Here is a 26099-nt window from a genome sequence, read left to right on the forward strand (position 1 = left end):
CCCCGAATTCCGGCCGCGCACCTGTATTTTGTCGGGAACTGACACGCCAATAGTGTTTGGTGCCCGCTGTTGCGCGGCGCAGCATAGGGTATTGGCCGTGACCGAGAAGCCGAAAGACACATCCGACCCCTCGGCGGCCCAGCGTTCAGCGCCGTCCACGGCCGAGCAGTCGGCGGTGTCGTCCACCGGTCGAGGCGTCAGCAGCCCGTTCGATTCGCCGACCGAGCAGTTCCCCAGGCTGTCCAAGGACGTGCCGCGCACCGACGACGAGCTCGGCCTGGATCCCGATGTTCCGCCGGTCGGCGCGAGCGGCACCGCGCCGGACGCGTCGCCCGCCTATGCCTACGCCAGCATCCCGCCCGCCGCGAACGCGCCGACCGACACCGGCAGGCTGCGTCGCCGCAACGGCGAGAACCGCCGCGGCACATTGGATTTCGGTCTGTTCCTGCTGCGACTGATCGTCGGCGGCACCTTCATCTACCACGGCCTGCAGAAGCTGACCGGCTGGTTCAACGGCCCCGGCCTCGACGGCACCCGCGACATGATGGAGAAAGGCGGCTGGGACCACCCGACCGTGTCGGCCATCCTGGTCACCATCGGCGAAGTCGGCGGCGGCGCACTCCTGGTCCTCGGCCTCGCCACCCCGCTCGCCGCAGGTGCCGTCCTCGCCGTCATCCTCGACGCCTGGGCCTGGAAGCAAGGCATGATCCCCGGTTTCCAATACAAGGCCTCCGTCCCGACCGGCGTCGAAATGGAGAGCATCCTGGCGGGCGTCGCCGCCGTCATCATCCTCACCGGTCCCGGCCGCTGGGCCCTCGACCGCAACCGCGGCTGGGCTACCCGCCCCTTCGCCGGCTCCTTCGTAGTCCTGCTCCTGGCCATAGCCGCCGCCATCTTCACCTACTGGTACCTGCACGGCGGCAACCCATTGACCGGCATCGGCCCCTTCGACTGACCCCGAACCCCCTGCGCCCCTCGGACTTCCGAGGGGCGCAGTCTTGTTTGCATGCCGCGACCGGAGGCGGTTGTCGAGTGACCGCGCCGTCAGGTCCCGCTTGCTGCTACGCGAGGCAGTTGCGGGACGTGGGGGCTGCGAATGTCGAGTGGGCGCGCCGTGAGGTCCCGTTCGCTGTTACGCGCGGGCGGTTGCCGGGACGTGGTGGCGGCGATCTTCGAGTGTCCGTGCCGTGAGGTCCCGTTCGTTGCTACGCGCGGGCAGCTGGGGGACGTGGTGGCGGCCAATGTCGAGTGGGCGCGCCCACATGTCCCGTTCGCGACAACATGAGGGGTCGAGCGGGACGCGTTGGCGGCAGTTGCCGAAGTAGCCGCGCCCCATGTCCCACTCGCCGCTATGTGAGGTGGTTGCCTCGAGCGGGACATCGTGGCGGCGAGTGTCGAGGGGCGTGCCGTCATGTCCCCGTGCGCCGTTACGTGAGGGGTCGAATGGGACGTGGTGGCGGCGAATGTCGAGTGGCCGCTCCGTCAGGTCCCGCTCGCTGCTATGCGCGGGCAGTTGGGGGACGTGGTGGCGGTGAATGTCGGGTGGGCGCTGCGTCATGTCCCGTTCGCCGCTACGTGTGGCGGTTGGTTGCGGCGAACGGGACATGGTGGCGGCCAACGACGGGGAGGTGCCCCGTCAAAGTCCAGCTAGGGTTTACCGGTCAGCTGGTCTGGGCGAAACCCGCAACCACTACGGCACATAGCGGACTGCACCCTTGTCGGCTGAGGTGGCGAGGGCGGCGTAGGCGCGCAGGGCGGTGGTGACGGGGCGGTCGCGGTTGAGGGGTTGCCAGGGGCGTTCGGAGGCTTCCATTTTGGCGCGGCGTTCGGCGAGGACGGCATCGTCGACGAGGACCTCGAGGGTGCGGGTGCTGACGTCGATGCGGATCTGGTCACCGTTTTCGATGAGGCCGATGGTGCCGCCGCTGGCCGCCTCGGGGGAGATGTGGCCGATGGACAGGCCCGAGGTGCCGCCGGAGAAGCGGCCGTCGGTGATCAGCGCGCACTGCTTGCCGAGCCCGGCGCCCTTCAGGAAGGCGGTGGGGTGCAACATTTCCTGCATGCCCGGCCCGCCCGCCGGACCCTCGTAGCGGACGACCAGCACGTCACCAGCCTTGATCTTCTTGTTGAGAATGGCCGAGACGGCTTCCTCCTGGGATTCCACGACGAGCGCGGGTCCCTGGAAGGTGAACAGTTCCTCGTCGATGCCCGCGGTCTTGAGCACGGCACCGTCGGGAGCGATGTTGCCGCGCAACACGACCAGCCCACCCTCCCGGGTGTAGGCGTGCTCGAAGTCGCGGATGCAACCACCGGCGGCGTCGGTGTCGAGCGAGGACCAGCGGTTCTCGGTGGAGAACGGCTCGACCGTGCGCACCCCACCCGGCGCGGCGTGGAACAGCTCGATGGCTTCCTCGGAAGCCTTGCCGGAGCGGATATCCCAGGTGTCGAGCCACTCGTCGAAGCTGCGCGTGTGCACGGTGCTCACGTCGGTCTCCAGCAGACCGGCGCGGCGCAGCTCGCCGAGGATGGCGGGGATGCCACCGGCCCGGTGCACGTCCTCCATGTGGTAATCGGAGTTGGGCGACACCTTCGACAGGGTGGGCACCCGGCGGCTGGTCTCCTCGATGGTGTGCAGATCGAAGTCGACCTCACCCTCCTGCGCGGCGGCGAGGGTGTGCAGAACCGTATTGGTCGACCCGCCCATGGCCACGTCGAGCGCCATCGCATTGCGGAAAGCCTTGGCGTTGGCGACATTACGAGGCAGCACCGACGCGTCGTCCTCGCGGTACCAGCGGTTGGCGATGTCGACGACCACGGTGCCCGCGCGCTCGAACAGCGCCCGGCGCGCGGCATGGGTGGCCAGCGTGGAACCGTTGCCGGGCAACGCGAGTCCGAGCGCTTCGGTGAGGCAGTTCATCGAGTTCGCGGTGAACATGCCCGAGCAGGAGCCACACGTCGGGCAGGCGGACCGCTCGACCTCGCTCAAACCCTCTTCGGACACAGCCTGATTCGCGCTCGCCGAGATCGCGGTGATCAGGTCGGTCGGCGCCTGCGCGACGCCACCGACGACCACGGCCTTGCCGGCCTCCATCGGCCCGCCGGAGACGAACACCGTCGGAATGTTCAGTCGCATAGCGGCATTCAGCATGCCCGGAGTGATCTTGTCGCAGTTGGAGATACACACCAGCGCGTCGGCGGTGTGCGCGTTCACCATGTATTCCACGGAGTCGGCGATGATCTCGCGCGACGGCAGCGAGTACAGCATGCCGCCGTGACCCATCGCGATGCCGTCGTCGACGGCGATGGTGTGGAATTCGCGCGGCACGCCACCCGCGGCGCGCACCGCGTCGGCGACGATGTCACCGACGTTCTTCAAGTGCACGTGACCCGGCACGAACTGGGTGTACGAGTTCGAGATGGCGACGATCGGCTTGCCGAAGTCGGAGTCGGTCATGCCGGTGGCGCGCCAGAGTGCGCGGGCGCCTGCGGCATTGCGGCCGACGGTGGTGGTGCGTGAACGAAGCGGTGGCATTGATGGTCCTCGGTCTGGTCGCGGGGGGCTGGGATGCGACTGCGCAGAGTCAGCTCGGCGGCCGCTCCACGGTACTCCCGCGTGGGTATCGGCCGGCCTGCCGGTCAGCGCGGCTCGTGGCCGTCGTCCCGGTCCGTTCTGGTGTCAGTCGGTGCCGCGTGCCGGTGTCGCCGCGAGTGGTTCTCGTCGACGCTGACGGTGTCACCGGAGTTGCCGGAGGCGTCGGGCCGCGCTGTGCGAGTCGGAGATCGGTCTGCCGACACATCGCCGACAACATCCTAGCGTCGGCGATTGTTCCTGCTCCCGCGTGTGCGCCTACTGCTTGTTACTGTCCTTGCCGCGAGTGTCATCGTCTTCGGCAATGCTGCTGGAAGCTTCGCCCTCGTCGCGGTCAGTCCCGGCCTCGTCCGTCGCGCCCTGGGCGCCACTGTCCGCCACCGTAGCGTCGGCGGTCGTTGCCTCTGCGTCGTCCGTCTCGGTCGCAGCCGCGTCGGTGGTCGAAGTACCCGCGTCGTCCGACTTCGCCGAATCCGCGTCAGCGCCCGCCGCACTCGCGTCCGCCGACTTCGCCGAACCGGCATCACCCGGCGGCACCGCATACGGATCCGGAATCCGCCCCTGCGACGCAATCGCCAAATCCCGCACCCGGTCATAACTCACCGCGGGAAGTTTCACCTCGGTCCCGTCGACCAAATCGGCTCGCACGTATCCACGCTTCGGGATACGCACCCCCTTCAACTGAGACCAGTCGAGATGCCGCGACTTGAACACGGTCCGCAAATCCAGCCCACTCTCGGAGACCGTCGTCTGCGTCCGCAGCACCCACACGCTCACCGCCATGGGGATCAGCAGCATCCACCACAGTCCGGAGGGCCAGCCGACGAACATGAAGAACACGCACATGAACAGGATGAACACACCTAGGAAGGCCAGGCGTGGGATGCGGATCACAGTGGCGGCCGAGCCGCCACCCGTGTCCGATCCCTCGGGCGCGGTGTGGGACGATTTAGCCGGTGGCACGGACTGATGCGGTGATGACACACCACCATCCTCGCATCCTGGTGAAGGACCCAAGCAGCCGCACTATCCCACATAATGGGACCTGTTTGACTCTTCGGCTCACGCACACATACCGTCATGCGCGTGAATCGAAACGAGCTTCTCGTAATCGGCCGGCGCGTCCAGCGTTGAGCCTGACTATCTGAGTCGAATACGTCAGCTCGCGTTGCGACGCGCCACCCTCGATCAGCCATGGGCTGACGGGGGCTTTTTTGTGTTCGGACAAATGTCCGGCATGGGCGAGTCGCAAGACACCGCATGTCAGACACAAATCCGGGGTCAGAACGACAAGCAGTTAGGAACGAAGACGGTGAGTGCACCTACCGCACGGCCCGGGCCATCGGCCCGCAGGCCAGCGCCTTCGGCGAATCAGCCGAGCACTGGCAGCTCGACGACGTCGGCCAACCGCCGCCAGGTCCCGCCCGAGCGGGTCACCGGCGCGCAGTCGGTCGTCCGGTCGCTCGAGGAGCTCGGCGTCGACACGGTATTCGGCATTCCCGGCGGCGCGATCCTTCCGGTCTACGACCCGCTGTTCGATTCGACCAAGGTGCGCCACGTGCTGGTCCGCCACGAGCAGGGCGCGGGTCATGCCGCGACCGGCTACGCGCAGGCCACCGGCAAGGTCGGCGTGTGCATGGCGACCTCGGGTCCGGGTGCAACCAACCTGGTCACGCCGATCGCCGACGCGCAGATGGACTCGGTGCCGATCGTCGCGATCACCGGCCAGGTCGGCCGCGGCCTGATCGGCACGGACGCCTTCCAAGAGGCGGACATCTCCGGTATCACCATGCCGATCACCAAGCACAACTTCCTCATCACCGAGGGCGTCGACATCCCGCGCATCCTCGCCGAGGCGTTCTACCTCGCCGCCAGCGGTCGTCCGGGCGCCGTGCTGGTGGACATCCCGAAGGACGTGCTGCAGATGCAGACGACCTTCAGCTGGCCGCCGGAGATGCGCCTGCCCGGCTACCGCCCGGTGACCAAGCCGCACGGTAAGCAGGTGCGCGAGGCCGCCCGGATGATCTTGGAAGCCAAGTCGCCCGTGCTCTACGTCGGCGGCGGCGTGATCAAGGCCGACGCCTCGCCCGAGCTGCTCGAGCTGGCCGAGATGACCGGCATCCCCGTGGTCACCACGCTGATGGCGCGCGGCGCGTTCCCGGACAGCCACCAGCTGAACATGGGCATGCCCGGCATGCACGGCACCGTGGGAGCCGTTGCGGCACTGCAGCGCTCGGATCTGCTGATCACCCTCGGCGCCCGCTTCGACGACCGGGTGACCGGTCAGCTCGACTCGTTCGCACCCGACGCCAGGGTGATCCACGCCGACATCGACCCGGCCGAGATCGGCAAGAACCGGCACGCGGACGTTCCGATCGTGGGCGACTGCCGCGAGGTGATCATCGAGCTGATCGAGACCCTGAAGGCCGATCCGGCGGCCAAGTCTCCACTGCTCGACCTCACCGAATGGTGGAAGTACCTGGACGGTGTGCGCAAGAGCTACCCGCTCGGCTGGACCGCCCCCAGCGACGGCTCGCTCTCGCCCGAGTTCGTCATCGACGCGCTCGGCCGCCTGGCCGGACCCGACGCCATCTACTGCGCCGGCGTCGGCCAGCACCAGATGTGGGCCGCGCAGTTCATCAAGTACGAGAAGCCGCGTACCTGGCTGAACTCCGGCGGCCTCGGCACCATGGGCTACGCCGTCCCGGCCGCCATGGGCGCCAAGATGGGCGCGCCGGACAAAGAGGTGTGGGCGGTCGACGGTGACGGCTGCTTCCAGATGACCAACCAGGAGTTGGCCACCTGCGCCGTGGAAGGCGTGCCGATCAAGGTCGCGCTGATCAACAACGGCAACCTCGGCATGGTCCGCCAGTGGCAGACGCTGTTCTACCAGGAGCGCTACTCCAACACCGATCTCGGCACGCACACCCTGCGCATCCCCGACTTCGTGAAGCTCGCCGAAGCCTTGGGCTGCCACGGCATCCGGGTCGAGCGCGAGGAGGACGTGGAGGCCGCGATCCGCGAGGCGCAGGCCATCAACGACCGGCCGGTGGTGATCGACTTCATCGTCGGCAAGGACGCCCAGGTGTGGCCGATGGTCGCCGCGGGCACCAGCAACGACGAGATCATGGCCGCCCACGGCATCCGCCCGCTGTTCGACGACGACGAGCAGGCCGCGGAGCCCGCCGTTATCCACGAAGCGATGTCTCATGAGAAGAACAAGGTGACGGAATGAGCGAGCGCAGCGAGCGAACAATCGACACAGCTACGAGAGTGCTCGTGCTGGAGCCGAGCGCTAGCGAGGTGGAGGCATGAGTACTACGCACACGCTGAGCGTGCTTGTCGAGGACAAGCCTGGCGTGCTGGCGCGGGTCGCGGCGCTGTTCTCCCGCCGCGGCTTCAATATCGAGTCGCTCGCGGTCGGCGGCACCGAGATCCCGGAGATCTCCCGGATGACCATCGTCGTCACCGTCGAGGATCTGCCGCTCGAGCAGGTCACCAAGCAGCTCAACAAGCTGGTGAACGTCATCAAGATCGTGGAGCAGGATTCCGACACCTCGGTGGCCCGCGAACTGATCCTGGTGAAGGTCCGCGCCGACGCCAGCGTGCGGACCCAGGTGATCGAGGCGGTTACGCTCTTCCGTGCGAAAGTGATCGACGTCTCGCCGGACGCCCTCACCGTCGAGGCGACCGGAACCCGGTCCAAGCTCGACGCGTTGCTGCGCATGCTGGAGCCGTACGGAATCCGGGAGATCGTGCAGTCCGGTGTGGTGGCCGTCGGTCGCGGACCGAAGTCGATCACGGCGACGCGATAGCGCTCGCCGGCATCGCGCCTTCGGGCCGACCGCAGCAGAACAGTTGAATAGCGTGCGCCCGCAACCGATGTGGGCTCGACGCGAGGATCGCGCCACAGCGTTTCGGTGAAAACCGGGACGGGGACGCGACTTTCAGACCTAAACAGAAGAATCCAGAAGGGAACCAACCAAGTGGCAGTCGAGATGTTCTACGACGACGACGCCGACCTGTCGATCATCCAGGGCCGCAAGGTCGCTGTCATCGGCTACGGCAGCCAGGGCCACGCGCACTCGCTGAGCCTGCGCGACTCCGGCGTCGAGGTCCGGGTCGGCCTCGCGGAGGGTTCGAAGTCGCGGCCGAAGGCCGAAGAGGCGGGCCTCACCGTCGGCACCCCCGCCGAGGTTTCGGCCTGGGCCGACGTGATCATGGTGCTGGCCCCCGACACCGCGCAGGCGTCGATCTTCACCAACGACATCGAGCCCAACCTGAAGGACGGCGACGCGCTGTTCTTCGGCCACGGCCTCAACATCCACTTCGGCCTGATCAAGGCGCCGGAGTTCATCACCGTCGCGATGGTCGCCCCGAAGGGCCCCGGCCACCTGGTGCGCCGTCAGTTCGTCGACGGCAAGGGCGTGCCCGCCCTGATCGCCGTCGACCAGGACCCGAAGGGTGAGGGCCAGGCGCTCGCCCTGTCCTACGCGAAGGCGATCGGTGGTGCCCGCGCCGGCGTCATCAAGACCACCTTCAAGGAAGAGACCGAGACCGACCTGTTCGGCGAGCAGGCCGTGCTCTGCGGCGGCACCGAAGAGCTGGTCAAGACCGGCTTCGAGGTCATGGTCGAGGCAGGCTACGCGCCCGAGATGGCGTACTTCGAGGTGCTGCACGAGCTCAAGCTCATCGTCGACCTGATGTACGAGGGTGGCATCGCCCGGATGAACTACTCGGTCTCCGACACCGCCGAATTCGGTGGCTACCTGTCGGGCCCGCGGGTCATCGACGCCGACACCAAGAAGCGCATGCAGGACATCCTCAAGGACATCCAGGACGGCAGCTTCGTCAAGCGTCTCGTCGCCAACGTCGAGGGTGGCAACAAGGAGCTCGAGGGTCTGCGCAAGCAGAACGCCGAGCACCCGATCGAGGTCACCGGCGCCAAGCTGCGCGGGCTGATGAGCTGGGTCGACCGGCCGATCACCGAGACCGCCTGAGTTTCAACTGTTAACGGTCCGGCACCGATTGGTGCCGGACCGTTGTCGTCGGTAGGTGTGGCAGGTTCGGCGTTGCGATCGTCAGGCGCAGTTCGCACGGCCACCCCGCACACCTTCTGATTTCGCGCATACGAAATCGCATGCGATTCCCGGTGCGGGAAATCAGGAAGTGTGCGGCTGCCGGTGGGTACGGAACGGCCCGGCACCATAGTGATGCCGGGCCGCGCTGTGTTAGCTGCTGCCGAACAACCCGTGCGGGCGGTTCTGCCGGAACTGCCAGAACGGATCGTCGTGGTGGCCGCGGTCGAACGGGCCGTTGTTGCAGCTCCAGTTCTTGAACGGGCCGAAGTCGCAGTTGCGATCGTGGTGTGGATGCCGGACGTCGGTGACGCCGGGCACGCCGACGCTCGGGCTTGCCGATGCGGGAATGGCCAAGGCGGTCAACGGAACCGCGACGATCGCACCGGCGACAGCCACTCGGGCCAGCATGCGGCGCGAAGTCGTGGACTTGGTTGTGGAGAACAACGTGGATCCTTTCACTCTGCGGTGAACTGCTCGTTCACCATCCCCCGCTGTGGTCTGCCCACGTGGCGTACTGCACCTCGTCGGCAGGTCGGGATCGACTGTGTCGCCGCTGCTTTGCGGGCCCCCGCCCGGCACAACACCGACTGCACGGTCTCACTCTTACGCATTTCGCCCGAAAGGTCACGGGTGCAGGCAGGTCTGCGGAAGATTTCCACCCTTGGTACTAGGGGTTAACCCCCACTGACGCAACGGCACCCGACTGATTCGCGTTGAGTGGCACACCATGGAGTGACCTTCTCGAAGTATGCCGCGACCATGTGCCACTCACGCTGGTGCAAAGTCTGATCGGCGCCTCCGGGGGCTGGATCGCCGCGTTGTCGTCGTTGCCGATACAACCCGGTACCGGCAACTACTCCGCCTTGCCAGGCGACGGATCCAGCGCCCGGGAGGCAACCGGCCGGATTTTGCGACAGACCCTAGGCGTCGCCTATTGCTTTGTCTCGGCGGCGTTTTCCGAGGTATTCCGCGGTGAGTGGTGCGCCGATGCCGTGCAGGACGACGCTGCCGACGACGACCACCAAGGTCACACCGATCACGAGGTACGCGTCGTCGTCTTTGTGCAGTCCGTTGAAAGCGAGCAGCGCGAACACGATCGACGCCACGCCACGTGGCCCGAGCAGACCGAGCATGAGCCGTTCACGTTGCGTGAAAGGTGAACCCAGCAACGAGATCGCTACCGGAACGCACCGCACCACCGTCAACGCGAGCAGACCGTAGACGAACACTTGCCAACTGAGCCAGCCGAAGCTCGCCGCCGCGACGTTACCGACCACGAACCACATTGCCAGCCCACAGAATTCGGCGACGTCCTCGGTCGATTGCAGTGGCTCACCAGGCAATTCGCGCCGAGTGGTGCTGTAGGCGATGCCCGCGAGGAACGCCGCCACGAATCCGTTGCCGTCCACCCATACCGCGATGCTGTAGGTGAGCACGGGGATCGCGATCGTCCCGATGCGCACCGCCCGCGCGTCGGTCCAGCGTTTACGGATGGCGAAGGACATGCAGTATCCGGCCAGCGCGCCCACCGCCAGGCCGATCACTATCGACTTCAGCACCGCGGGCACCGCCTGCCCGAGCGCGTGCACCGCCTGATCCGACTCGGCACTGGCCTCCGCCGCCGCCAGCGCGAACAGGAAAATCGGCGCGACCAGTCCGTCGTTGAACCCGCTCTCCACATTGAGCGCATGCCGAACCCGTTCCGGCACACGCAGATCCCGCACGATCGCCTGGGCGGGCACCAGATCGATGGGTATCACGATGCACGCGATCAACAGCAGCACCGTCCACGAAACACCCGGCAGCAGCGCGAATCCCAGCAGATACGCGGCGGCGAGGCTCAGCGGGAAGGCGATGAACAGCAGCCGGAAGATGCCCGTGTGCCGACGACCGGACAGTCCGTCGCGCACCTCGGTTGCATCGGTGAAAAGGAACAGCGCCAAGATGAATTCGACGATCCGCTGCGCCGTGTCGGTGTTGATCGCGTTGGCCAGCCAGTGGTCGCTGCCCCAACTGATCAGCGCGCCGACCACGACCATGGCCAGTGGGGCGGTCACCTTCCAACGCGCCATCGATCGCGACAGGCATGACCAGACCAGGATGACCGTCATCGTCGCGGCGATCGCAATTAACATGAGTCTCCCGATTCGGACAGCCCTGGTGGACCTCGACCTCCTGCGTTTGCTGTCGGCATGCTGACAGCAAACGCAGAGCTTACGCGGGGTGGTGGATCCTGGCTGGTTCAACTCGGGAGTTCATGATCAACGTGAGAGGGCGACCGACTTGTCGTGGTCCCGCTACGCGACGGTGCGGCTGCTGCCGTCCGGGTTAGCCGGGTCGATGTGCCAGCTCTTGATGCGGCGCGGGTGGATCCGGATGACATCGTTGGAGAACCACTCGGCGACCGGGGGAGAGTCCAGCGTGAGCGTCTCCACCACGCCGCGGATCTCGACGCCCCGGCCCCAACCCGGCTTGACCGCGCCGGGCTCATCCGGCGTCATGTCGTCGATCAGCAGGCTGACTTTCGGGTTCTGGAGAATGTTCCGATAGCGCTGTGTCGCCGCGTGATTCGGCCCGCCGATATCGATCGTGTCGTCCGGGTTGAGGCGGAAGGCCAGCGGCACGAGCTGCGGTGCACCGCTGGGCGATACGGTGGCGAGCCGGGCGAGCCCCTGCCCGCTGAGATAAGCGCGTTCGACGTCGGTAAAGATCATGGGCCGACCATAAAACCTTAAGTGCTGTTCAGTTCAAGTCGGACATGTGGGTCGCGGGACGAAGGCCTGGTAGCCGGGCGATCTACACTGTCTACTGATGAGTAAGTTCTTTGGCTCCGTCAACGAAGTCACGCAGCGGCTCACCGAGGCCGGGTACCTCCCGTCCCTCGATATCGCCACCGCCGTCTTCCTAGCCGGGCACCTCGGCAAACCCCTCCTGATCGAGGGGCCGGCCGGTGTGGGCAAAACCGAGCTCGCCAAAGCCGTCGCCACCGCGACCACCGCCGACCTCGTCCGCCTGCAGTGCTATGAAGGCATCGACGAGGCCCGCGCCCTCTACGAGTGGAACCACGCCAAACAACTCCTCCGCATCACCTCTGAGCGCGAAGGCTGGGACACCACCCGCGACCACGTCTTCACCGAAGAGTTCCTCCTCGCCCGCCCCCTCCTCGCCGCCATCCGCAACCCGAACCCCACCGTGCTGCTCATCGACGAACTAGACAAGGCCGACGTCGAGCTGGAAGGTCTGCTGCTGGAGGTCCTCGGCGACTACCAGGTCAGCATCCCCGAACTCGGCACCATCACCGCCGTCCGCGAACCTTTCGTCCTCGTCACCTCCAACGCCAACCGCGACCTCTCCGACGCGCTCAAGCGACGCTGCCTCTACCTCCACATCGACTACCCCACAGCCGAATTGGAGCGAGCCATCGTCCGCATGAAGGTCCCGGAGCTGGACGAGGCATTGGGCGAACCCGTAGTCCGAGTCGTCGGCGCGTTACGCGAACTGTCCCTTCGCAAACCGCCGTCTATCGCCGAAACCGTCGACTGGGCAAGAACTCTCGTAGCGCTCGGCACCCGCTCCTTGACCGGCGGTGTCGTGCGCTCGACCCTCGGTGTACTGCTGAAGTATCAAGCGGACCATCGAATTGCGGCTGAGCGTCTGTCTTTGGATACCGATGAGGGACCGGGGGAGTGAGCGGACAGCGAGTTCCGAATCCCGCCCGCCGCTGTGCGCACATCTATCGACCGACCGTGATGTTGATGCGTCACCGGATTCGACTCCGATCGCCGGCGTCGGATTTTCGCCTGGTCCCGGCCGAGGAGGCGACTATCAGCCGCACCGAGCGCTTCGTGCTATTCACATTGACCCTTGCGGCGCGGAAAGCAGCACCGGCATGACACCGTCGCGCCGTGCTCCACAGCAGGCATTCGCCACGATCACCGACGGCTCCATGTTCTCCGCTCCGAATGTGTTGGCCTGGAAGGGGACCGCGGCATGACACCGTCGCGCCGTAACTCTGTCCCCCAACAGCCTTCCGACACGATCACCGACCGCCTCGTCGAATTCGTCGGCCTACTCCGTGACCACGGAATCAACGCCGGCCCCAGCGAAACAATCGACGCCGCAGAAGCAATGCTCGCCCTCGGTCTATCCGACCGCAACCGACTGCGGTCCGGAATGGCCGCCTGCCTCCTCCGCCGCAACGGCCAACGCGCAGTCTTCAACCAACTCTTCGACCTCTACTTCTTGACCACCGAACAGCCTCAACCAGCACCTGCTGCAACCCCGGAATCCATTGAGTCGCTTCGAGACCGCCTCACCACCGCCCTCACCGAAGACGACCCCGCCGCCACAGCCGACCTGGCCCGCCAAGCTCTGACCCAACTCGGCGCCTACGGCGGAGCAGGCACCGGCCAAACCTCCGCCCCCGTCACCACCGCCTCCGGCGCAGGCTGGTCCTCCTACCTGACCATGAGATCCCTACGCACAGAAGACCTCATCGACCGCATCACCGCAGCCACAACCGCCGCATCCCCCCTCGACGCCGCCGTCCGCACCATCGAAGCCAACCGCCGCCTCACCCAATTCCGCACCGCCGTCCAAACCGAAGCCCGCCTCCGCTCCGCCCAACTCCGCGGCACGGAATACATCGCCCGCCGCGGCGTCGAATCCAGCCCCGACCAGGTCGACTTCCTAGGCGCCCGCGAACAAGACCTAGCCGAAATGCGCCGCCTGGTAACCCCTTTGGCCCGCAAACTAGCCACCCGCCTAGCCGCCCGCCGCCGCAAATCCGTCCGCGGCCAAATAGACATGCGCCGTACCCTCCGCCGCTCCATGTCCACCGGCGGCGTCCCCATCACCCCCGTCCTCCGCTCCCGCAAACACGGCCGCCCCGACCTGGTAGTCCTAGCCGACCTCTCCGGCTCAGTAACCGGCTTCGCCGAATTCACCCTCCAGCTGATCCAAGCTCTCCAAGACCAATTCACCAAGGTCCGCAGCTTCGGCTTCATAGACACCTGCGACGAGATCACCGACTTCTTCACCCCAGGTGAACCGCCAACCCCAGGCCTAGCCGCCCACATCATCCGCGACTCCAACGTCGCCTGCTACGGCAGCAGCAACTACGGCGAAGCCCTCCAGGGTTTCACCGACAACTACCTCGACGCCCTAGGCCCCCGCACCTCTCTCCTCATCCTCGGCGACGCCCGCACCAACCGCACTGCCCCGAACCTCGATGCGCTGCAGGCCATGTGCGACAGAGCCAAACACGCCTACTGGCTCAACCCAGAACCCGCCCGCTCCTGGTCCACCGGCGACTCCGCCGCCCACGTCTACGCCGAGCACATCACCATGCACGAGTGCCGAAACGTCAAGCAGTTGGCCGAGGTAGTGTCCCGTCTCCTACCTGTATGACCTGTATCGCTTTTAGTGGCATACAAGGCAGATCCGCTGTCGAAAACTGAACGTTCGAGCACGCGGCGCCGTAGATTCATGGTGATGATCGAGTGCCCGTGTCACAGAGTTGGATGGTCCCCATCGTGATCTTGGCAGCAGTGGACGATTCTTGCTCGAGGGCTTCGGCGGTGCGGTGTCCGCAAATTTGCTCGGCCGGCTAGGATTCCACGATGCCCTTCGATGCTGTGGACCCTGCGCGAGCAGAGATGATCGATCTGTTCGCGGGACCGGGGGGACTGGATGTTGCAGCGAGTTGGCTCGGGGTGCCAGCGGTGGGAATCGAGCTGGACAGTAACGCATGCGCGACGCGCCGTAAGGCTGGGTTGACGACGAGGCAGACGGATGTTCGTAAGCTGCATCCCTGCCACTTTCCGAAGGCGCGGGTGTTGACGGCAGGGCCGCCGTGCCAGACCTTTTCGGTGGCCGGATCAGGCGCGGGACGTCGAGCTCTCGACCAGGTGCTTGCTTTTGTGAAGCGGATGGGTGCAGGTGACGATGTCCGGGCAGACCTTGCGCAACTAGAGGACGAGCGGACGGGCTTAGTGCTCGAACCCCTGCGATGGGCACTGGAAGCGATCGAGTGGACTCGGCCGTTTGAGGTGATAGTGCTGGAGCAGGTTCCGACCGTGCTGCCGGTGTGGATGGAAGTTGGTGAAGCGCTGAGTGCGCGAGGCTACAAGGTCGAATGCCAGATCCTCCGTACCGAAGAGTTCGGTGTGCCGCAAACTCGCCGTCGAGCTGTACTCATAGCCCACCTACACCGTGCACCAAAGCGACTGGAACCAACCCATCGCAAGTTTCAAAAAGGTCTGAGACGCAGTGATGGAAAACAGAACCTGTTGGAATGGCGTTCCATAGGGGACGCGTTGGGTCGAGAGGACGAGTTCATCGTCGTCTCGAACTACGGCACGGGTGGCGTGCCCGAAGCCAGGGGCGAACGCAGGCACGATGAGCCAGCTTTTACCGTTACAGGGAAAGTGTCACGGAATAAGTTCAGCGTCGACGGAAGCCATTTGGGCAACCTCACGACCGAAGATGCCGGTCTATTGCAAACCTTCCCGCGCGACTACCCATGGTCGGGCAGAGACATCGCTCAGCAGATCGGCAATGCCATACCTCCCCGCCTGGCCGCTCATGTGTTGTGCGAGGCGATATTCGGACGGAAGCCGGAGGCGCAAGCCCTCGATGCTGCAGTGGCTGGGACGTGGATGCTCGCGAAGCAAGGTTCATATCGGTTGCTTCCCGATCACGACGACTTGGAGCTGCCCGAGTTCCGGGCCGACGAAGATGCGGCGACGCTGTTTGATATCGATTCGGCCACGATCTCCAAGTAGGCGCAACGGCTCGCGTAGATCAGCCAAAGTCTGGACAATCATTCTTTCAGATTCAAAACCACTCGTGAGCAGCTCAGCAGCTGCCTTCGCTAACGTCGCCATCAATGTGAAACGCCTGTACTGCGAGTGATTTACCGCGGACACCGTCCCCCTGGCCGCCTCGACGCCTAGTGTTAGCCGTAACACTCAGGGGGCCATTCGAGACTCACCTCCTTGAGGTAGTAGTCCGAGGCGTGGGGAGAACCGATGGCAGACCAAATCGATGATCAGTACGAAGTCTTCAAGATGCTTTTGGATTCCACCACTCCGGCCGATGCTGTCAAGCAGCTTTCGATACTGGGCGTCGGCGAGGCTACGATCCAGCAGATCGTTGAACGCCATGAGCAGCAGATGATCCGGATCAGAGAGATGGACGAGCCCCGGTCCGTTGTTATGGATAACCGGGACACTTGGTATGCAGGCCCTCGTCCGGGCGACAAGTGCTGGCCGGCCGTCGTGGACATACTTCACGCCCAGGGTTGGGAGGCGGTGCCCTCGATCAGCGACTTGAACGACTGTTCGACTCGTATCGTCTCGCTGCTGAGCCATCCGAAGGAAAAAAGCTTCTCAACTCGAGGTCTTGTCGTCGGCTACGTCCAGTCCGGTAAGACCACAAATTTCACCGCAGTCATGGCGAAAGCGGCCGACCGGGGTTATAAGCTCTTTATTGTACTGGCTGGTATCCATAATGGCTTGCGACGTCAGACCCAGGCCAGGTTGATACAGCAGCTTGTCGAGCCGAATCCTAGTCGCTGGACCCAGATTACCGATCTGGACCGAGACTTCAGACCTACGGCCAATCCGGCAAGCTTCTTCGGCAAAGCAAACAAAACGCACGTGCTGTGTGTAGTTAAGAAAAATGCTCCAGTACTGCGGAAGCTGACTAAATGGCTGGAGAACGCCTCGGGCTATCTGATCGACTGTCCGGCACTGATCATTGATGATGAAGCAGACCAAGCTACTGTGGCCACGAAGTCGATCAACCCATTGATCAGGCAAATTCTCGACCGGCTGCCCAAGTCTGCGTACGTTGGCTATACGGCTTCGCCCTTCGCGAATCTACTTATCGACCCTTCCGTAAAGGATTTGTATCCGGAGCATTTCATCGTAAGCTTGCCCAAGCCGAGTGGTCATTTTGGTACGGAGGTTCTCTTCGGCCGGTATGCGCTGGATGGCGAGGATCCTTCGGAGGTCGACGATGGGTTTGATATGATACGCATCATTCCAGATAGGGATGTCGAGTTCGTCAGACCTAAAACCAAGGCTGATGTAGACGGATTCGCACCTGAGTTGACTCAGACACTGACCAGCGCTTTGCAGTACTTTTGGATGACAACGGCGGCCCGTCGTGTTCGCGGGTCCGGAAACCCACATTCAACGATGTTGATCCATACCAGTGTTCGTACCTCGGTTCACAATAGCTTCCGAAGTCCGCTCGAAAATTTTCGCAGTGAACTCGCAAGGAACCTGTCCGACTCTGATATCAGGGACGATTTGAAATTTCTCTGGGACAGCGAGACTAAGCGGGTGCTCGCAGAAGATTTCGGAGAGTCACCCGTCGGCTTTGACCAGCTGCTCCTCGAGCTCCCAGGTGTCTTGGCTGACTCCCGGGTTGTTATGGACAACTCGGAGAGTATTGACCGCCTGGACTATGAGAACGGCCCCGTGGTCGCCGTAGTCGTCGGCGGAAATACATTGTCACGTGGTTTGACCCTCGAAGGCTTGTCGGTTAGCTATTTTGTGCGCGCTGTATCGGCATATGACACCCTGTTGCAGATGGGTCGTTGGTTCGGCTATCGGAACGGATACGCTGATTTGCCGAGGATCTGGATGACGGCGGAGATCGAAGATTGGTTCCGGCACCTGGCGACTGTGGAGACGGAAATGCGCCGTGATATTGATATATATCTCACGGAAAACAAATCTCCTCGTGAATTTGCTGTACGGATTCGTACGCATCCCGCCCTCAGGGTGACAGCCGCCGCCAAAATGAAAGATGCGGTGGTGGCGGCTTCTGCCTACGGTGGATTGCGAATTCAGACACACTACTTCCATACCAAATCGGATTGGCTGCTTGCGAACCAACGAGCCACCAGCCGGCTAGTTGTGGATGCTCTCAGGAGCGGGCAGAGAACAGAGGCGCATCCGAACAAAGGTCGCTACATATTCCATAACGTAGCCAGCGATTTTGTTCTTCGCTTCCTTCGTGACTATCAGTTCCATGAACGATCGTTGGAGTGTGACTCAAAACTTATCGTTGACTATATCGAGAAACGAATACGAGTCGCTGGTTCGTTGCGTCAATGGAATGTGGCCATTGTCGGTAGGCCTGTCGGCGAGCCTGATGAAAACTTCGAATTTGCTGAAGGTGTAGCCGTGAGGCGCATTTCTCGCGCTCGTATGCGGACTTCGGAGGCCAACTTCGCAGACATAAAAACTCTCATGAGTCGACGTGACGCTGTAGTGGATATCAACGATGATGATGTGGAAGATTGGGAAGAAAAGAAGATCGTAGCTGAGCGTGCAAAACGTCTCCCTAACACTGGCCTCGTTGTCCTTTATCCCATCGATAAGGCATCTCGACCCAGCAAGGGCAGGGAGGAATTCCGGTTGGCCCTCGATGTCGAAGAGCATGTGATCGGTGTCGGCTTGGTATTCCCACGTCCGGGCGAGCGAGACAGTGAAGTCAAAGGAGAGGTCAAATATATATCTGCAGATTTGTCAGGTGTGGAGCGCGAAGAGGAGGACTACAGCGTTCTCGAAGCCGAGGATTCCGAATGACAGATGCACTCCGAGACATCATCGACGAGCACTGGCGACTTCTGGAAGCGGAGACTGTCACCTCTGAGAGTGCTGTGCGGACATCCGAGCTACCGGTTGAGACAGTATGCGGCCCGCTGGTGGCCGCCGTGGATTTCGACGGTGGCCGCCACATCTTGGTTCCGGTGGACTCCCATCAGTCGGTCAGGAAAGGGTTGAACGGTCCGGCACTGCAGCTGAGAAAGCGAGCGCTGGAAACCGAGGAGTCGTATCAACAGTTCGCTGACCTCGGCTGTTTGCAGACGGATCTGAATGAGGTGTTCACGTCACTGAGTGCGGAAATCTTGCAGGCAGTCCAGGTTTCGGCTGACAATCCGATCAAGGGACTGTATCGGGTTCTGGACCAGTGGAAAGCGTTGTTCCAAGGAGTCGGCGTTCCCTTAGGGCCCCAAAAGCTTGCCGGCCTTTTCGGAGAACTCATTGTGCTGCAACAGATGCTCGACATAGATCGTAGTGCTCATCGCCTGTGGCGAGGGCCGCTCGGTGGCCGCCACGACTTCGCATCCGGTGGGTCGGCCGTGGAGGTCAAAACCTCCATGATCACCGAGGGAAGGTGGGTGCGAATTCACGGCTTGGAGCAACTGGATCCACCTCCTGGCGGGGCTCTCGAGCTCGTTTGGTTGCGTCTAGAATCTACGTCCAGTAGAGGTGTCGGGTTCCAGGATCTAGTAAACCAGGTGCTGAAGCAATGCGATGACGAGTATGCGGTACTCAGCTTGCTGGCTGCCGCAGGCTACCGTCCAGTTGATGCTGAACACTATCGGCAGTGCAGATTCGAGGTAGTCGAAGCGCGTTGGTATGGAGTCGATATCGCCTTTCCAAGGCTGACCAGAGGTGACCTTATCGCTGCGGGGGTCGTGATCCGAGTACAGGACGTCGAGTACACGATCGAGTTGACTTCGGAACCACCTTTCCCATTGGACGAGCAGTCGGTCAGTCGGCATCTCCGTGCGATGATCGAGGAGCCGGCATGATCGCACCTGCATGGTTCTCCCAGCCGTACCCACCGGAGGGTGCCAGTGCCGCAGAGGGAATCAGAAACCAGCTGGGCAAGCCTGAACTGGACCACCTCACGATTCTGGTCCGCGAGTCAGCTCAAAACAGTTGGGATGCAAGGATATCCGACGATCGTACGGTCGACTATCGGATTGATCTTCGAACAATCAGCGCAGCGGACGCGCCTGCATGGCGAGAGCAATTCCTGCGGGGGGTACCGGCTGAGGACCACCTTCCATTGCGAAAGGCTTTGACACAGCCAACAATCCGTGTCATGTCGATCTCTGACCGGGGCACCCGAGGACTCGGTGGTCCGACTCGGGCGGATGTCATTTCCAGCACTCGCCGGGACTTCGTCACCTTTATGCGCAACATCGGTGAGCCACGAGACAGAGCACTGGGCGGTGGTACGTATGGATTCGGGAAGGGGATTCTTTACCTTGTCTCACGCCCGGGCGTGATCCTCGTACATACGCGGTGCCAGGTAGATGGAGGATTCGAAACCCGACTCATGGGTGCCGCGCTATGGAAAAGCTATGACTTCACTCGGCTGGCAGATAATCGTCGATACACCGGACGGCACTGGTGGGGGGACACGACAGGCGATGTTGTAGAGCCATTGACTGGAGCGGCAGCGGAGTCGATGGCACGTGCACTCGGGCTTCAGGCATTCGGTGCATCGGAAACCGGCACGACGATCCTCGTGATCGATCCCAATCTGGAAGAACGAGAGCCCGCGCGTGCGGCAGGATATCTGGCAGACACCATCGCTTGGCACTTGTGGCCGAAGATGCTCGAGAACCGATCGGGGGTCCTACCTATGCGGTTCGCCGTGACCTGTGACGGCATCAGTTACCCCGTGCCTGATCCTGCTGAAACTCGCCCGCTGAGTCTTTTCGTGGCCGCGTACCGAAAGCTGGCAGAGGTCGAGAGTAGAGAATTGTATTGTGGCAAGCCGAAGAAGCTGCTCGGCAAAATGGCGTTGGAAAAACGGGTTGTTCCGAAATTTGAGCCTTCCGACGTAGCCGAGATGGTGGGGGTGTCGGGACTGACTCATCATGTTTGTCTCATGCGGCCGGCAGAGTTGGTAGTCAACTACTGGAGGGGCCCGAAGCCGCCCAGCGAGCTGGTGTCTTATGCTGGTGTCTTCCGAGCTGATGACGCAATGGACGAGATCTATGCAGCGGCTGAACCACCGACTCATGATGGTTGGAATCATCAGTCCCTCGAGCATCCGGACAGCACCTACGTCAGGACCACCTTCAAGCGGTTCGGTGAAGCGATCGAGGGCTTGCTCGACCTCCGCGGTGGCGTGGGGGTTGGCGCCGCGCAGGTATCACTTGGGGCCGCAAGTAGTAAGTTGTCCCCGCTGATAGGTGGTGCCTGGGGTATCGGCGCCGCGACCGATTACGGGCGCCCGGGTGACGTCCAAGCGCCGACTCCACGGCCGAGGCCCGGTCCGGCTCCGCGAGGGCGCGACGACGATTCTGGATCACCAGAGGCTGAGGTCGGAAGCACGCCTGCAGGTCCCGGTGGATATGACGGCAAAGGGAGTGGCAATGCAACAGATGGGAGCCAGCCGTCAGCACCGCGGTTCCGGCGGCCCAAGGTCGAGTACGTGGGTGATCCGTACCTCGATGAGTATTCGGGAGCGGCGGTTCTGATCCAGCCTTTTCGCTTACCCGTCCAGATCGTTCAACGCGTCAAAGCCGAAGTGGCTGTGGCCTTGACGACCGATGGGGGACGCGAGACAGATCCTCCTGCCGGCGCGGAGATGCCGGGCCTCGTCGGATGGGAGGACGACAGCGGCGTCCTGATTGCGTCTCCGACCTTCGTGATCGCCGGGGGCGACGGCAGGATATGGAAAGCGGTCGTTAAGCCCGCTGCCGACACTGTGACTGATATTTCTCTCGGTGTAGAGGCGGTGAAGGGCTGATGGTGCAGCGTGCACTTCCGTATCGCACTCCGTCGGAGGCGGTTGTGACGGCCAAGAATTGGTTCTTGGTCATCGACGACGGAGAGATTCCGTTGCCTGAAGCGTTGCCGCACTGGGATTATCAGACGGACCTCACGCTACGGCGAGAGGTGCAGATCGATCTCGATCGTGCTCTCGCGGAGTCCCGCTTGGCCCCGGGGACGGAGCTCGCCCTCGCCGCTGTATGGACTGCCACCGGATCGAAGCTCAAGGGTACGGCGGCCAGGACAACCGTGCGCCAGTCCGGTTCGATAACGCTCGAAACACATTTGCCTGGATCGGATCTCGGCGGTGTGCTGCTGTTGGATACAGCGCTTGTTCTGGCAAAGCGCCGGGTCGGTGCAGATCGTCCGGTCGCCGCGCGGCGCGCTGGTTCAGTGCTGTGGGGCGACCGTCGCCAAATGCGATTGCAAGGGGATGCGCCTCAGTTTCCCATGGCCGTCATCGATTTTGCCAAGACAAATTACTCCGAGGGCGCTGCTTGGCATCTGGATATCGGCACCAACCTGGAAGCAGCGACAATGGGCTCCCTCCTGCTACTTGTCAACGAGAGTAAGAACATAGCGGCAGAAGCCCTGAAAAATGCAGGAAACCCACGACTCCAAGACAAGATCGTGCTGTCGATGATCTACGGTGACGTTGCCAGGGTGATGGTTGAGCATGCCTTGAGTCTTCAAGACTTCAACGATGACATGACGGTCCACGATGAAACGCTGGGCGCGACATTGCTCGAGCTGTTCGGGCGGCTGTTTCCGGATAGATCGATCGAGGATGTGCGCCTGCGCGCCCAACAGTCCCCAAGCCTGTTCGCGTCCGAGTTGCAGTCTGCGGTCCGTATTTTTGAGGATGTCGAGTGAGCTTCCTTTATCCGCGGCTACTCAGAGTTCCTGCCAGGGAGCTGGCAAAGCAGTACAGAGAACTCTCAGCGGCCGAGTTGGCCGGCAGCTGGACTACAAGTGATGAGTCGGCTGTCTATGTTGCTACCGGCGGGGATCGGGTGCCTGCCGCGAAGCTCGCTGACCTACGCGAACTGGTGGTCGATCTGGCACACAGTTCAGGATTCCCCAATGAACCTTCCGCACAACAAAAATCGTCGTTCGACCTTGCACTTGCCGTTCTGCTGCATTCTGAGATGGGGATCGATCCCGCTGAAGCCGCTGCAGGAGATATTTGGGCATTCCTCGCCTTGATCGTCCTACCAGACGTCGCCCATTGGAGGTATCCGAACCCGCCCGGGGACCGGGTCCGCGGCACTGACCTGACACGCCACGTCTTCGGTCGGCTGTGGTGGCGCGCTTACCTGATATATGCACCTGAGGATGAGGAACCGTATGCGGCCTTGACCGTTTTGGGCGAGGCAGCGTTCGACCAGATTTATGCTCGCCGCACTGCCCTGGGCGGCAGTCCACATCTAGTCAAGTCGATCCTGCGGGTGTGGAACAGTCTTGACTTCCAAGACTTCTCGCGCGGTGTGACCGGCGTTTCCGAACGTGCGGTTCTTCAGGACTTCCTCAAGCGGTTGTTGCGGCTGGCACCGTTTGTCATCTTCGAAGCGGTAGAAGAACAGGCGCTGGTCACGGAGCTTCGAGCCGTTGCCGAGGAAGCACTCTCGGCAATGTTGGTGAACGCGGGAATGCCGGAAGAAGAGGCAGTGGTTCGGGTAGCTCATGTCTTGACGGACGCCGGAAGTGCCCCTCAGATCTCGCCGCTACCAGATTCTGTCCGTACTATGCGTCGTCGACGAGACAGTTCTGTCTCCAGGTCCATGTTCTCGCTTGATCCAGTCGCATCGACCGAGCACGCGGCAGCCGCAGAACCGCAACCGATCTGGCAGCAAGTTGTGCCGGAGGTCGAACCGCTTCAGTCGTATAAGGCATACGAAGGGCAGTCGTTCGGAGATCCACGAGAGCTCGGATTGAGGGCCCTCGCTGACGCCGTCACCGAAGTAGTGTCAGTGGAAGGCCCTGTCCGGGCGGAGCGTGTATATCGGCTGATCACCCGCCTGAACGGTGGCAGGCTACGGGACAATGCCCGGACTGCACTAGTCGAAGCGACCAAGTACGCGAAGCGCGAGAACATGATTGACGCGGAGAACCACTTGGGCCGCAACGGCTTCGCAGGCGCCACGTTGAGGCTCCCCGATCATCCGATCTGTGTCCTCCGTGAGCGTGGGCCACGGGAACTTGACGAGATACCGGAGCGTGAGATCGCGGCTGCTGTCCGTATGTTGCAGGAAGCCGAGCCAGATGTTGAGCTGGATGATGTCATCAAACGTGTATCACTCTTGTTCGGATACGAGCGATGCACCCGGAACGTCTTTGAGGCAATAGCCGAGTCCGCGGCACGATACCCGACCTGATGGTGGGCGGCACACGACATGCTGGCGCGGTGACTAGGCGCGGCCGCCGCCATACGACGCTTGGAAAATATGACCAAGCTGTTTCGGACCATGTTCGAACGAGGTCGCCAGCAGTTGTTCACAAGCGCCGGTCAACCTGCGATCGAGTAATCAGTGTCGAACTTCCGTGACCTTTACGGGACGGCTTTCACGGCGGGAGAGTTCGCAAGCCTCGGCCACGTAGAAGGCTTCGAGGGCATCCATTGGGCTGCAGGGGTTTTCGAGATCTCCGTTGACTACGGAGACGAACGCGACCAGTTCGTCGGTGTACGCGCGACGGAAGCGGTCCATGAACCCTGGGTAGGCGGGGAAGGTGGAGGGGATGTAGTCGGGTTCGACTGAGGTCAAGGGGGAGCGGTCGTCCAGGCCGACGATGGCGTTGCCTTTGGAGCCGAGGGCTTCGAGGCGGACGTCGTAACCTGCGCCGTTGTAGCGGGTCAAAGAGACGGTGGCGAGGGAATCGTCGTCCAGACGCAACAGCACCGCAGCGGTGTCGACGTCACCGGCGTCGGTGAAGAAGGAGTCGCCGCGGTTGGATCCGGTGGCGTACACCGAAACGATCTCGCGACCGGTTACCCAGCGGATGATGTCGAAGTCGTGGACTCCGCAGTCGCGGAAGATGCCACCCGACCGGGGGATGTAGTCGGCGGGGGGTGGGGTGGGGTCGAGGGTGGTGGCTCGGAGGGTGTGGAGCCAGCCGAGGGAGCCGGAGGTGATGGCGGTGCGGGCGGCTTGGTAGCCGGCGTCGAAGCGGCGTTGGAAGCCGATTTGTACTGGGGTGGGGGAGTTTTGGATGTGGTCGAGGACTGCGAGGGTGCCTTCGATGTCGGCGGCTACTGGTTTTTCGCAGAAGACGGGGATGCCTGCGTCTACGGCGCGGCAGATGAGGTCGGGGTGGGAGTCGGTGGCGGTGGCGATGATGAGGCCGTCGAGGTCGGCGGCGAAGAGGGTGTCGAGGTCGGGGGTGAATTCGAGGCCGAGTTTGGTGGCGGTGGTGCGGGCTCGGTCGGGGTCGGCGTCGGCGAGGAGGACGTTGGCTACGTTGGGGAGGTTTTTGAGGGTTTCGGCGTGGGAGGTGCCGATGCGGCCGGTGCCTGCGAGGCCGAGGGTGACGGCTTTGTGGGATGTCATCGACTTTCCTCCTGGTGAACGTGCGGTGCGGAACTGCCTGGGGCAGTGGAAGTTTCAGTGGGTGGGGGCGCTCGTGGTCGCGCGGACGACGAGGGAAGGCTGTAGGCGGCGACGGACCGGGGCGGTGCGGTCGGCGCGCAGGCGTTCGACGAGGGCTTCGATTGCGAGACGGCCCATTTGGACGCGGGGCTGGTCGATCGTGGTGAGGGAGACGTGGCGGAGGGCGGCCAGGGAGGTGTTGTCGTAGCCGACTATGGAGACGTCGTCGGGGACGCGTAATCCGGCTTCTTCCAGTGCGGACATGGCGCCGACGGCGTTGAAGTCGTTGCCGCAGACCAGGGCGGTGGGGAAGTTGTCGCGGGTGAAGAGATTGAGCAGTTTCTGGACGGCGGCCAGGCCTGCGGAGTCGGTGTGTTCGCTGGGGATGACCATCGGTTCGAGGCCGTGCCGTTCCATCGCGGCGCGATAGCCCCTGCGACGGGGGGCGGCGGTGAACGCGGTGCCGCCGTCCAGGTGCACGATGCGCCGATGGCCCAGGGAGGCAAGGTGATCGACGGCGAGCGCGGCACCTGTTTCGCCGTCGTCGTTGATGGTGTCGACGTCCGTGATGGCGGTGCTGCGCGACACCAGCACCAGCGGAGCCTGTTGTGCCGCATCGCGAATGGCGGCGGCGGGCAGGATGGGGGAGAGCAGGATGATGCCGCCGGGGCGGAAGGCGAGCAGGCTTTCCAGTGCGGTGCGTTCGCGGGCGGCGCTGCGGCGGCCGGTGTTGAGGATCAGCTCGAGGCCGGATTCCTGTGCGGCGGTGTCCATTCCCTCGACGACATCGGCGAAGAAGGCGTTGCGCAGGTCGGAGACCATGACGCCGACGATGTTCGAGGTTCGGCTGGCCAGCGAGCGGGCCATGATGTCCGGCTGGTAGCCGAGGTCTTTCGCGGCCTCCAGCACGGCGCGGCGCCGATGATCGCTGACCTTCGGTGAGTTGCGCATGACGAGGGAGACGAGGGCGCGGGAGACGCCGGCGCGTTCAGCGACGTCTTCCATGGTGGGTCGCGCCATGTCGCCTCCGTTCCGCGTTCGATGAGCCGTGCCGTGTCGGACGTTACAAGGTCGGCGCGCGCTAATCAATAGAGCGCTCTAATCCGACAATCTTCGTCGGTGAGTTCCCGGCATATCTGCTGGAAGTGCGGATATTACCTGGTAGTAGCGATATTCTGGACAACGTGGAACCTCTTGACACGCTATGACCCACGTTACATAGTTGGAGCGCTCCAATCGCTTGGAG

General features: G+C 63.2%; 19 protein-coding genes. 12 read left to right on the forward strand and 7 right to left on the reverse strand.

Annotated elements, in window-relative coordinates:
- Positions 1–97: 97 nt before the first annotated feature.
- On the forward strand, positions 98–955 hold the full coding sequence (locus NN4_RS07360; protein ID WP_147129200.1) for a DoxX family protein: 858 nt from the start codon (positions 98–100) through the stop codon (positions 953–955).
- 735 nt (positions 956–1690) lie between these two features.
- Here the strand turns inward: NN4_RS07360 and ilvD are convergent.
- On the reverse strand, positions 1691–3532 hold the full coding sequence (gene ilvD / locus NN4_RS07365) for a dihydroxy-acid dehydratase (protein WP_147129201.1): 1842 nt from the start codon (positions 3530–3532) through the stop codon (positions 1691–1693).
- Positions 3533–3847: 315 nt separating this feature from the next.
- A complete protein-coding gene (locus NN4_RS07370; RefSeq protein WP_186818312.1) occupies positions 3848–4573 on the reverse strand; it encodes a PH domain-containing protein in 726 nt (241 codons plus the stop codon).
- A gap of 328 nt (positions 4574–4901) precedes the next feature.
- Here NN4_RS07370 and NN4_RS07375 point away from each other — a divergent pair, with 328 nt between their 5' ends.
- The 3 genes from NN4_RS07375 (at position 4902) to ilvC (ending at position 8589) form a co-directional block, all read left to right on the forward strand.
- Positions 4902–6824, forward strand: a complete 1923-nt coding sequence (locus tag NN4_RS07375; protein ID WP_147129202.1) for an acetolactate synthase large subunit — start codon at positions 4902–4904, stop codon at positions 6822–6824.
- 76 nt (positions 6825–6900) lie between these two features.
- A complete protein-coding gene (ilvN, locus tag NN4_RS07380) occupies positions 6901–7404 on the forward strand; it encodes an acetolactate synthase small subunit (RefSeq protein ID WP_107658505.1) in 504 nt (167 codons plus the stop codon).
- 105 nt (positions 7405–7509) lie between these two features.
- Positions 7510–8589 (forward strand): ketol-acid reductoisomerase, encoded by a 1080-nt coding sequence (gene ilvC / locus NN4_RS07385; RefSeq protein WP_281289334.1) that lies wholly within the window; start codon positions 7510–7512, stop codon positions 8587–8589.
- 231 nt (positions 8590–8820) lie between these two features.
- Here ilvC and NN4_RS07390 read toward each other — a convergent pair whose 3' ends face one another.
- From NN4_RS07390 to NN4_RS07400, 3 genes are all read right to left on the reverse strand, one after another.
- Complete coding sequence (locus tag NN4_RS07390) at positions 8821–9114, reverse strand: hypothetical protein (protein ID WP_147129203.1); 294 nt, start codon at positions 9112–9114, stop codon at positions 8821–8823.
- Between the two features lie 476 nt (positions 9115–9590).
- Positions 9591–10805 carry a cation:proton antiporter gene (locus NN4_RS07395; RefSeq protein WP_147129204.1) on the reverse strand — a complete coding sequence of 405 codons (1215 nt, stop codon included), beginning with the start codon at positions 10803–10805 and terminating at the stop codon, positions 9591–9593.
- 162 nt (positions 10806–10967) lie between these two features.
- Positions 10968–11384, reverse strand: a complete 417-nt coding sequence (locus NN4_RS07400; protein WP_147129205.1) for a PPOX class F420-dependent oxidoreductase — start codon at positions 11382–11384, stop codon at positions 10968–10970.
- Between the two features lie 97 nt (positions 11385–11481).
- On the opposite strand from NN4_RS07400, the gene NN4_RS07405 reads away from it, so the two are divergent.
- From NN4_RS07405 to NN4_RS07440, 8 genes are all read left to right on the forward strand, one after another.
- Positions 11482–12360 carry an AAA family ATPase gene (locus tag NN4_RS07405; RefSeq protein ID WP_147129206.1) on the forward strand — a complete coding sequence of 293 codons (879 nt, stop codon included), beginning with the start codon at positions 11482–11484 and terminating at the stop codon, positions 12358–12360.
- A 300-nt stretch (positions 12361–12660) separates the two neighbouring features.
- On the forward strand, positions 12661–14079 hold the full coding sequence (locus NN4_RS07410; RefSeq protein WP_147129207.1) for a vWA domain-containing protein: 1419 nt from the start codon (positions 12661–12663) through the stop codon (positions 14077–14079).
- A gap of 212 nt (positions 14080–14291) precedes the next feature.
- Complete coding sequence (locus NN4_RS07415) at positions 14292–15455, forward strand: DNA cytosine methyltransferase (RefSeq protein ID WP_147129208.1); 1164 nt, start codon at positions 14292–14294, stop codon at positions 15453–15455.
- A gap of 246 nt (positions 15456–15701) precedes the next feature.
- Positions 15702–18275: a Z1 domain-containing protein gene (locus NN4_RS07420; protein WP_147129209.1), complete on the forward strand. Its 2574-nt coding sequence runs from the start codon at positions 15702–15704 to the stop codon at positions 18273–18275.
- A complete protein-coding gene (locus NN4_RS07425) occupies positions 18272–19288 on the forward strand; it encodes a PD-(D/E)XK motif protein (protein ID WP_147129210.1) in 1017 nt (338 codons plus the stop codon). Before NN4_RS07420 ends, NN4_RS07425 begins: the two co-directional genes overlap by 4 nt.
- The gene (locus NN4_RS07430; protein WP_147129211.1) at positions 19285–21246 is read left to right on the forward strand and encodes a hypothetical protein; all 1962 of its coding nucleotides are present in this window, start codon (positions 19285–19287) and stop codon (positions 21244–21246) included. The genes NN4_RS07425 and NN4_RS07430 overlap by 4 nt, the downstream gene beginning before the upstream one ends.
- Before the next feature lie 44 nt (positions 21247–21290).
- Positions 21291–22142 (forward strand): hypothetical protein, encoded by an 852-nt coding sequence (locus tag NN4_RS45670; RefSeq protein WP_222595005.1) that lies wholly within the window; start codon positions 21291–21293, stop codon positions 22140–22142.
- Positions 22139–23644, forward strand: coding sequence for a DUF6339 family protein (locus NN4_RS07440; protein WP_147129212.1), 1506 nt, complete (start codon positions 22139–22141; stop codon positions 23642–23644). The genes NN4_RS45670 and NN4_RS07440 overlap by 4 nt, the downstream gene beginning before the upstream one ends.
- Before the next feature lie 150 nt (positions 23645–23794).
- Here the strand turns inward: NN4_RS07440 and NN4_RS07445 are convergent, their stop codons facing one another.
- Both NN4_RS07445 and NN4_RS07450 read right to left on the reverse strand, forming a co-directional pair.
- Positions 23795–24814 carry a Gfo/Idh/MocA family protein gene (locus tag NN4_RS07445; protein ID WP_147129213.1) on the reverse strand — a complete coding sequence of 340 codons (1020 nt, stop codon included), beginning with the start codon at positions 24812–24814 and terminating at the stop codon, positions 23795–23797.
- Positions 24815–24868: 54 nt separating this feature from the next.
- On the reverse strand, positions 24869–25873 hold the full coding sequence (locus tag NN4_RS07450; protein ID WP_147129214.1) for a LacI family DNA-binding transcriptional regulator: 1005 nt from the start codon (positions 25871–25873) through the stop codon (positions 24869–24871).
- Positions 25874–26099: the final 226 nt, after the last annotated feature.

The sequence above is a fragment of the Nocardia ninae NBRC 108245 genome (assembly GCF_007990755.1).
Taxonomy (GTDB): Bacteria; Actinomycetota; Actinomycetes; order Mycobacteriales; family Mycobacteriaceae; genus Nocardia; species Nocardia ninae.

Coding starts and splice junctions, on each gene's coding strand:
- NN4_RS07420 (WP_147129209.1), top strand. CDS start 15,702: ATGGCAGACCAAATCGATGATCAGTACGAAGTCTTCAAGATGCTTTTG.
- NN4_RS07415 (WP_147129208.1), top strand. CDS start 14,292: ATGCCCTTCGATGCTGTGGACCCTGCGCGAGCAGAGATGATCGATCTG.
- NN4_RS07450 (WP_147129214.1), bottom strand. CDS start 25,873: ATGGCGCGACCCACCATGGAAGACGTCGCTGAACGCGCCGGCGTCTCC.
- ilvN (WP_107658505.1), top strand. CDS start 6,901: ATGAGTACTACGCACACGCTGAGCGTGCTTGTCGAGGACAAGCCTGGC.
- NN4_RS07400 (WP_147129205.1), bottom strand. CDS start 11,384: ATGATCTTTACCGACGTCGAACGCGCTTATCTCAGCGGGCAGGGGCTC.
- ilvD (WP_147129201.1), bottom strand. CDS start 3,532: ATGCCACCGCTTCGTTCACGCACCACCACCGTCGGCCGCAATGCCGCA.
- NN4_RS07430 (WP_147129211.1), top strand. CDS start 19,285: ATGATCGCACCTGCATGGTTCTCCCAGCCGTACCCACCGGAGGGTGCC.
- NN4_RS07445 (WP_147129213.1), bottom strand. CDS start 24,814: ATGACATCCCACAAAGCCGTCACCCTCGGCCTCGCAGGCACCGGCCGC.
- NN4_RS07425 (WP_147129210.1), top strand. CDS start 18,272: ATGACAGATGCACTCCGAGACATCATCGACGAGCACTGGCGACTTCTG.
- NN4_RS07410 (WP_147129207.1), top strand. CDS start 12,661: ATGACACCGTCGCGCCGTAACTCTGTCCCCCAACAGCCTTCCGACACG.
- NN4_RS07405 (WP_147129206.1), top strand. CDS start 11,482: ATGAGTAAGTTCTTTGGCTCCGTCAACGAAGTCACGCAGCGGCTCACC.
- NN4_RS07395 (WP_147129204.1), bottom strand. CDS start 10,805: ATGTTAATTGCGATCGCCGCGACGATGACGGTCATCCTGGTCTGGTCA.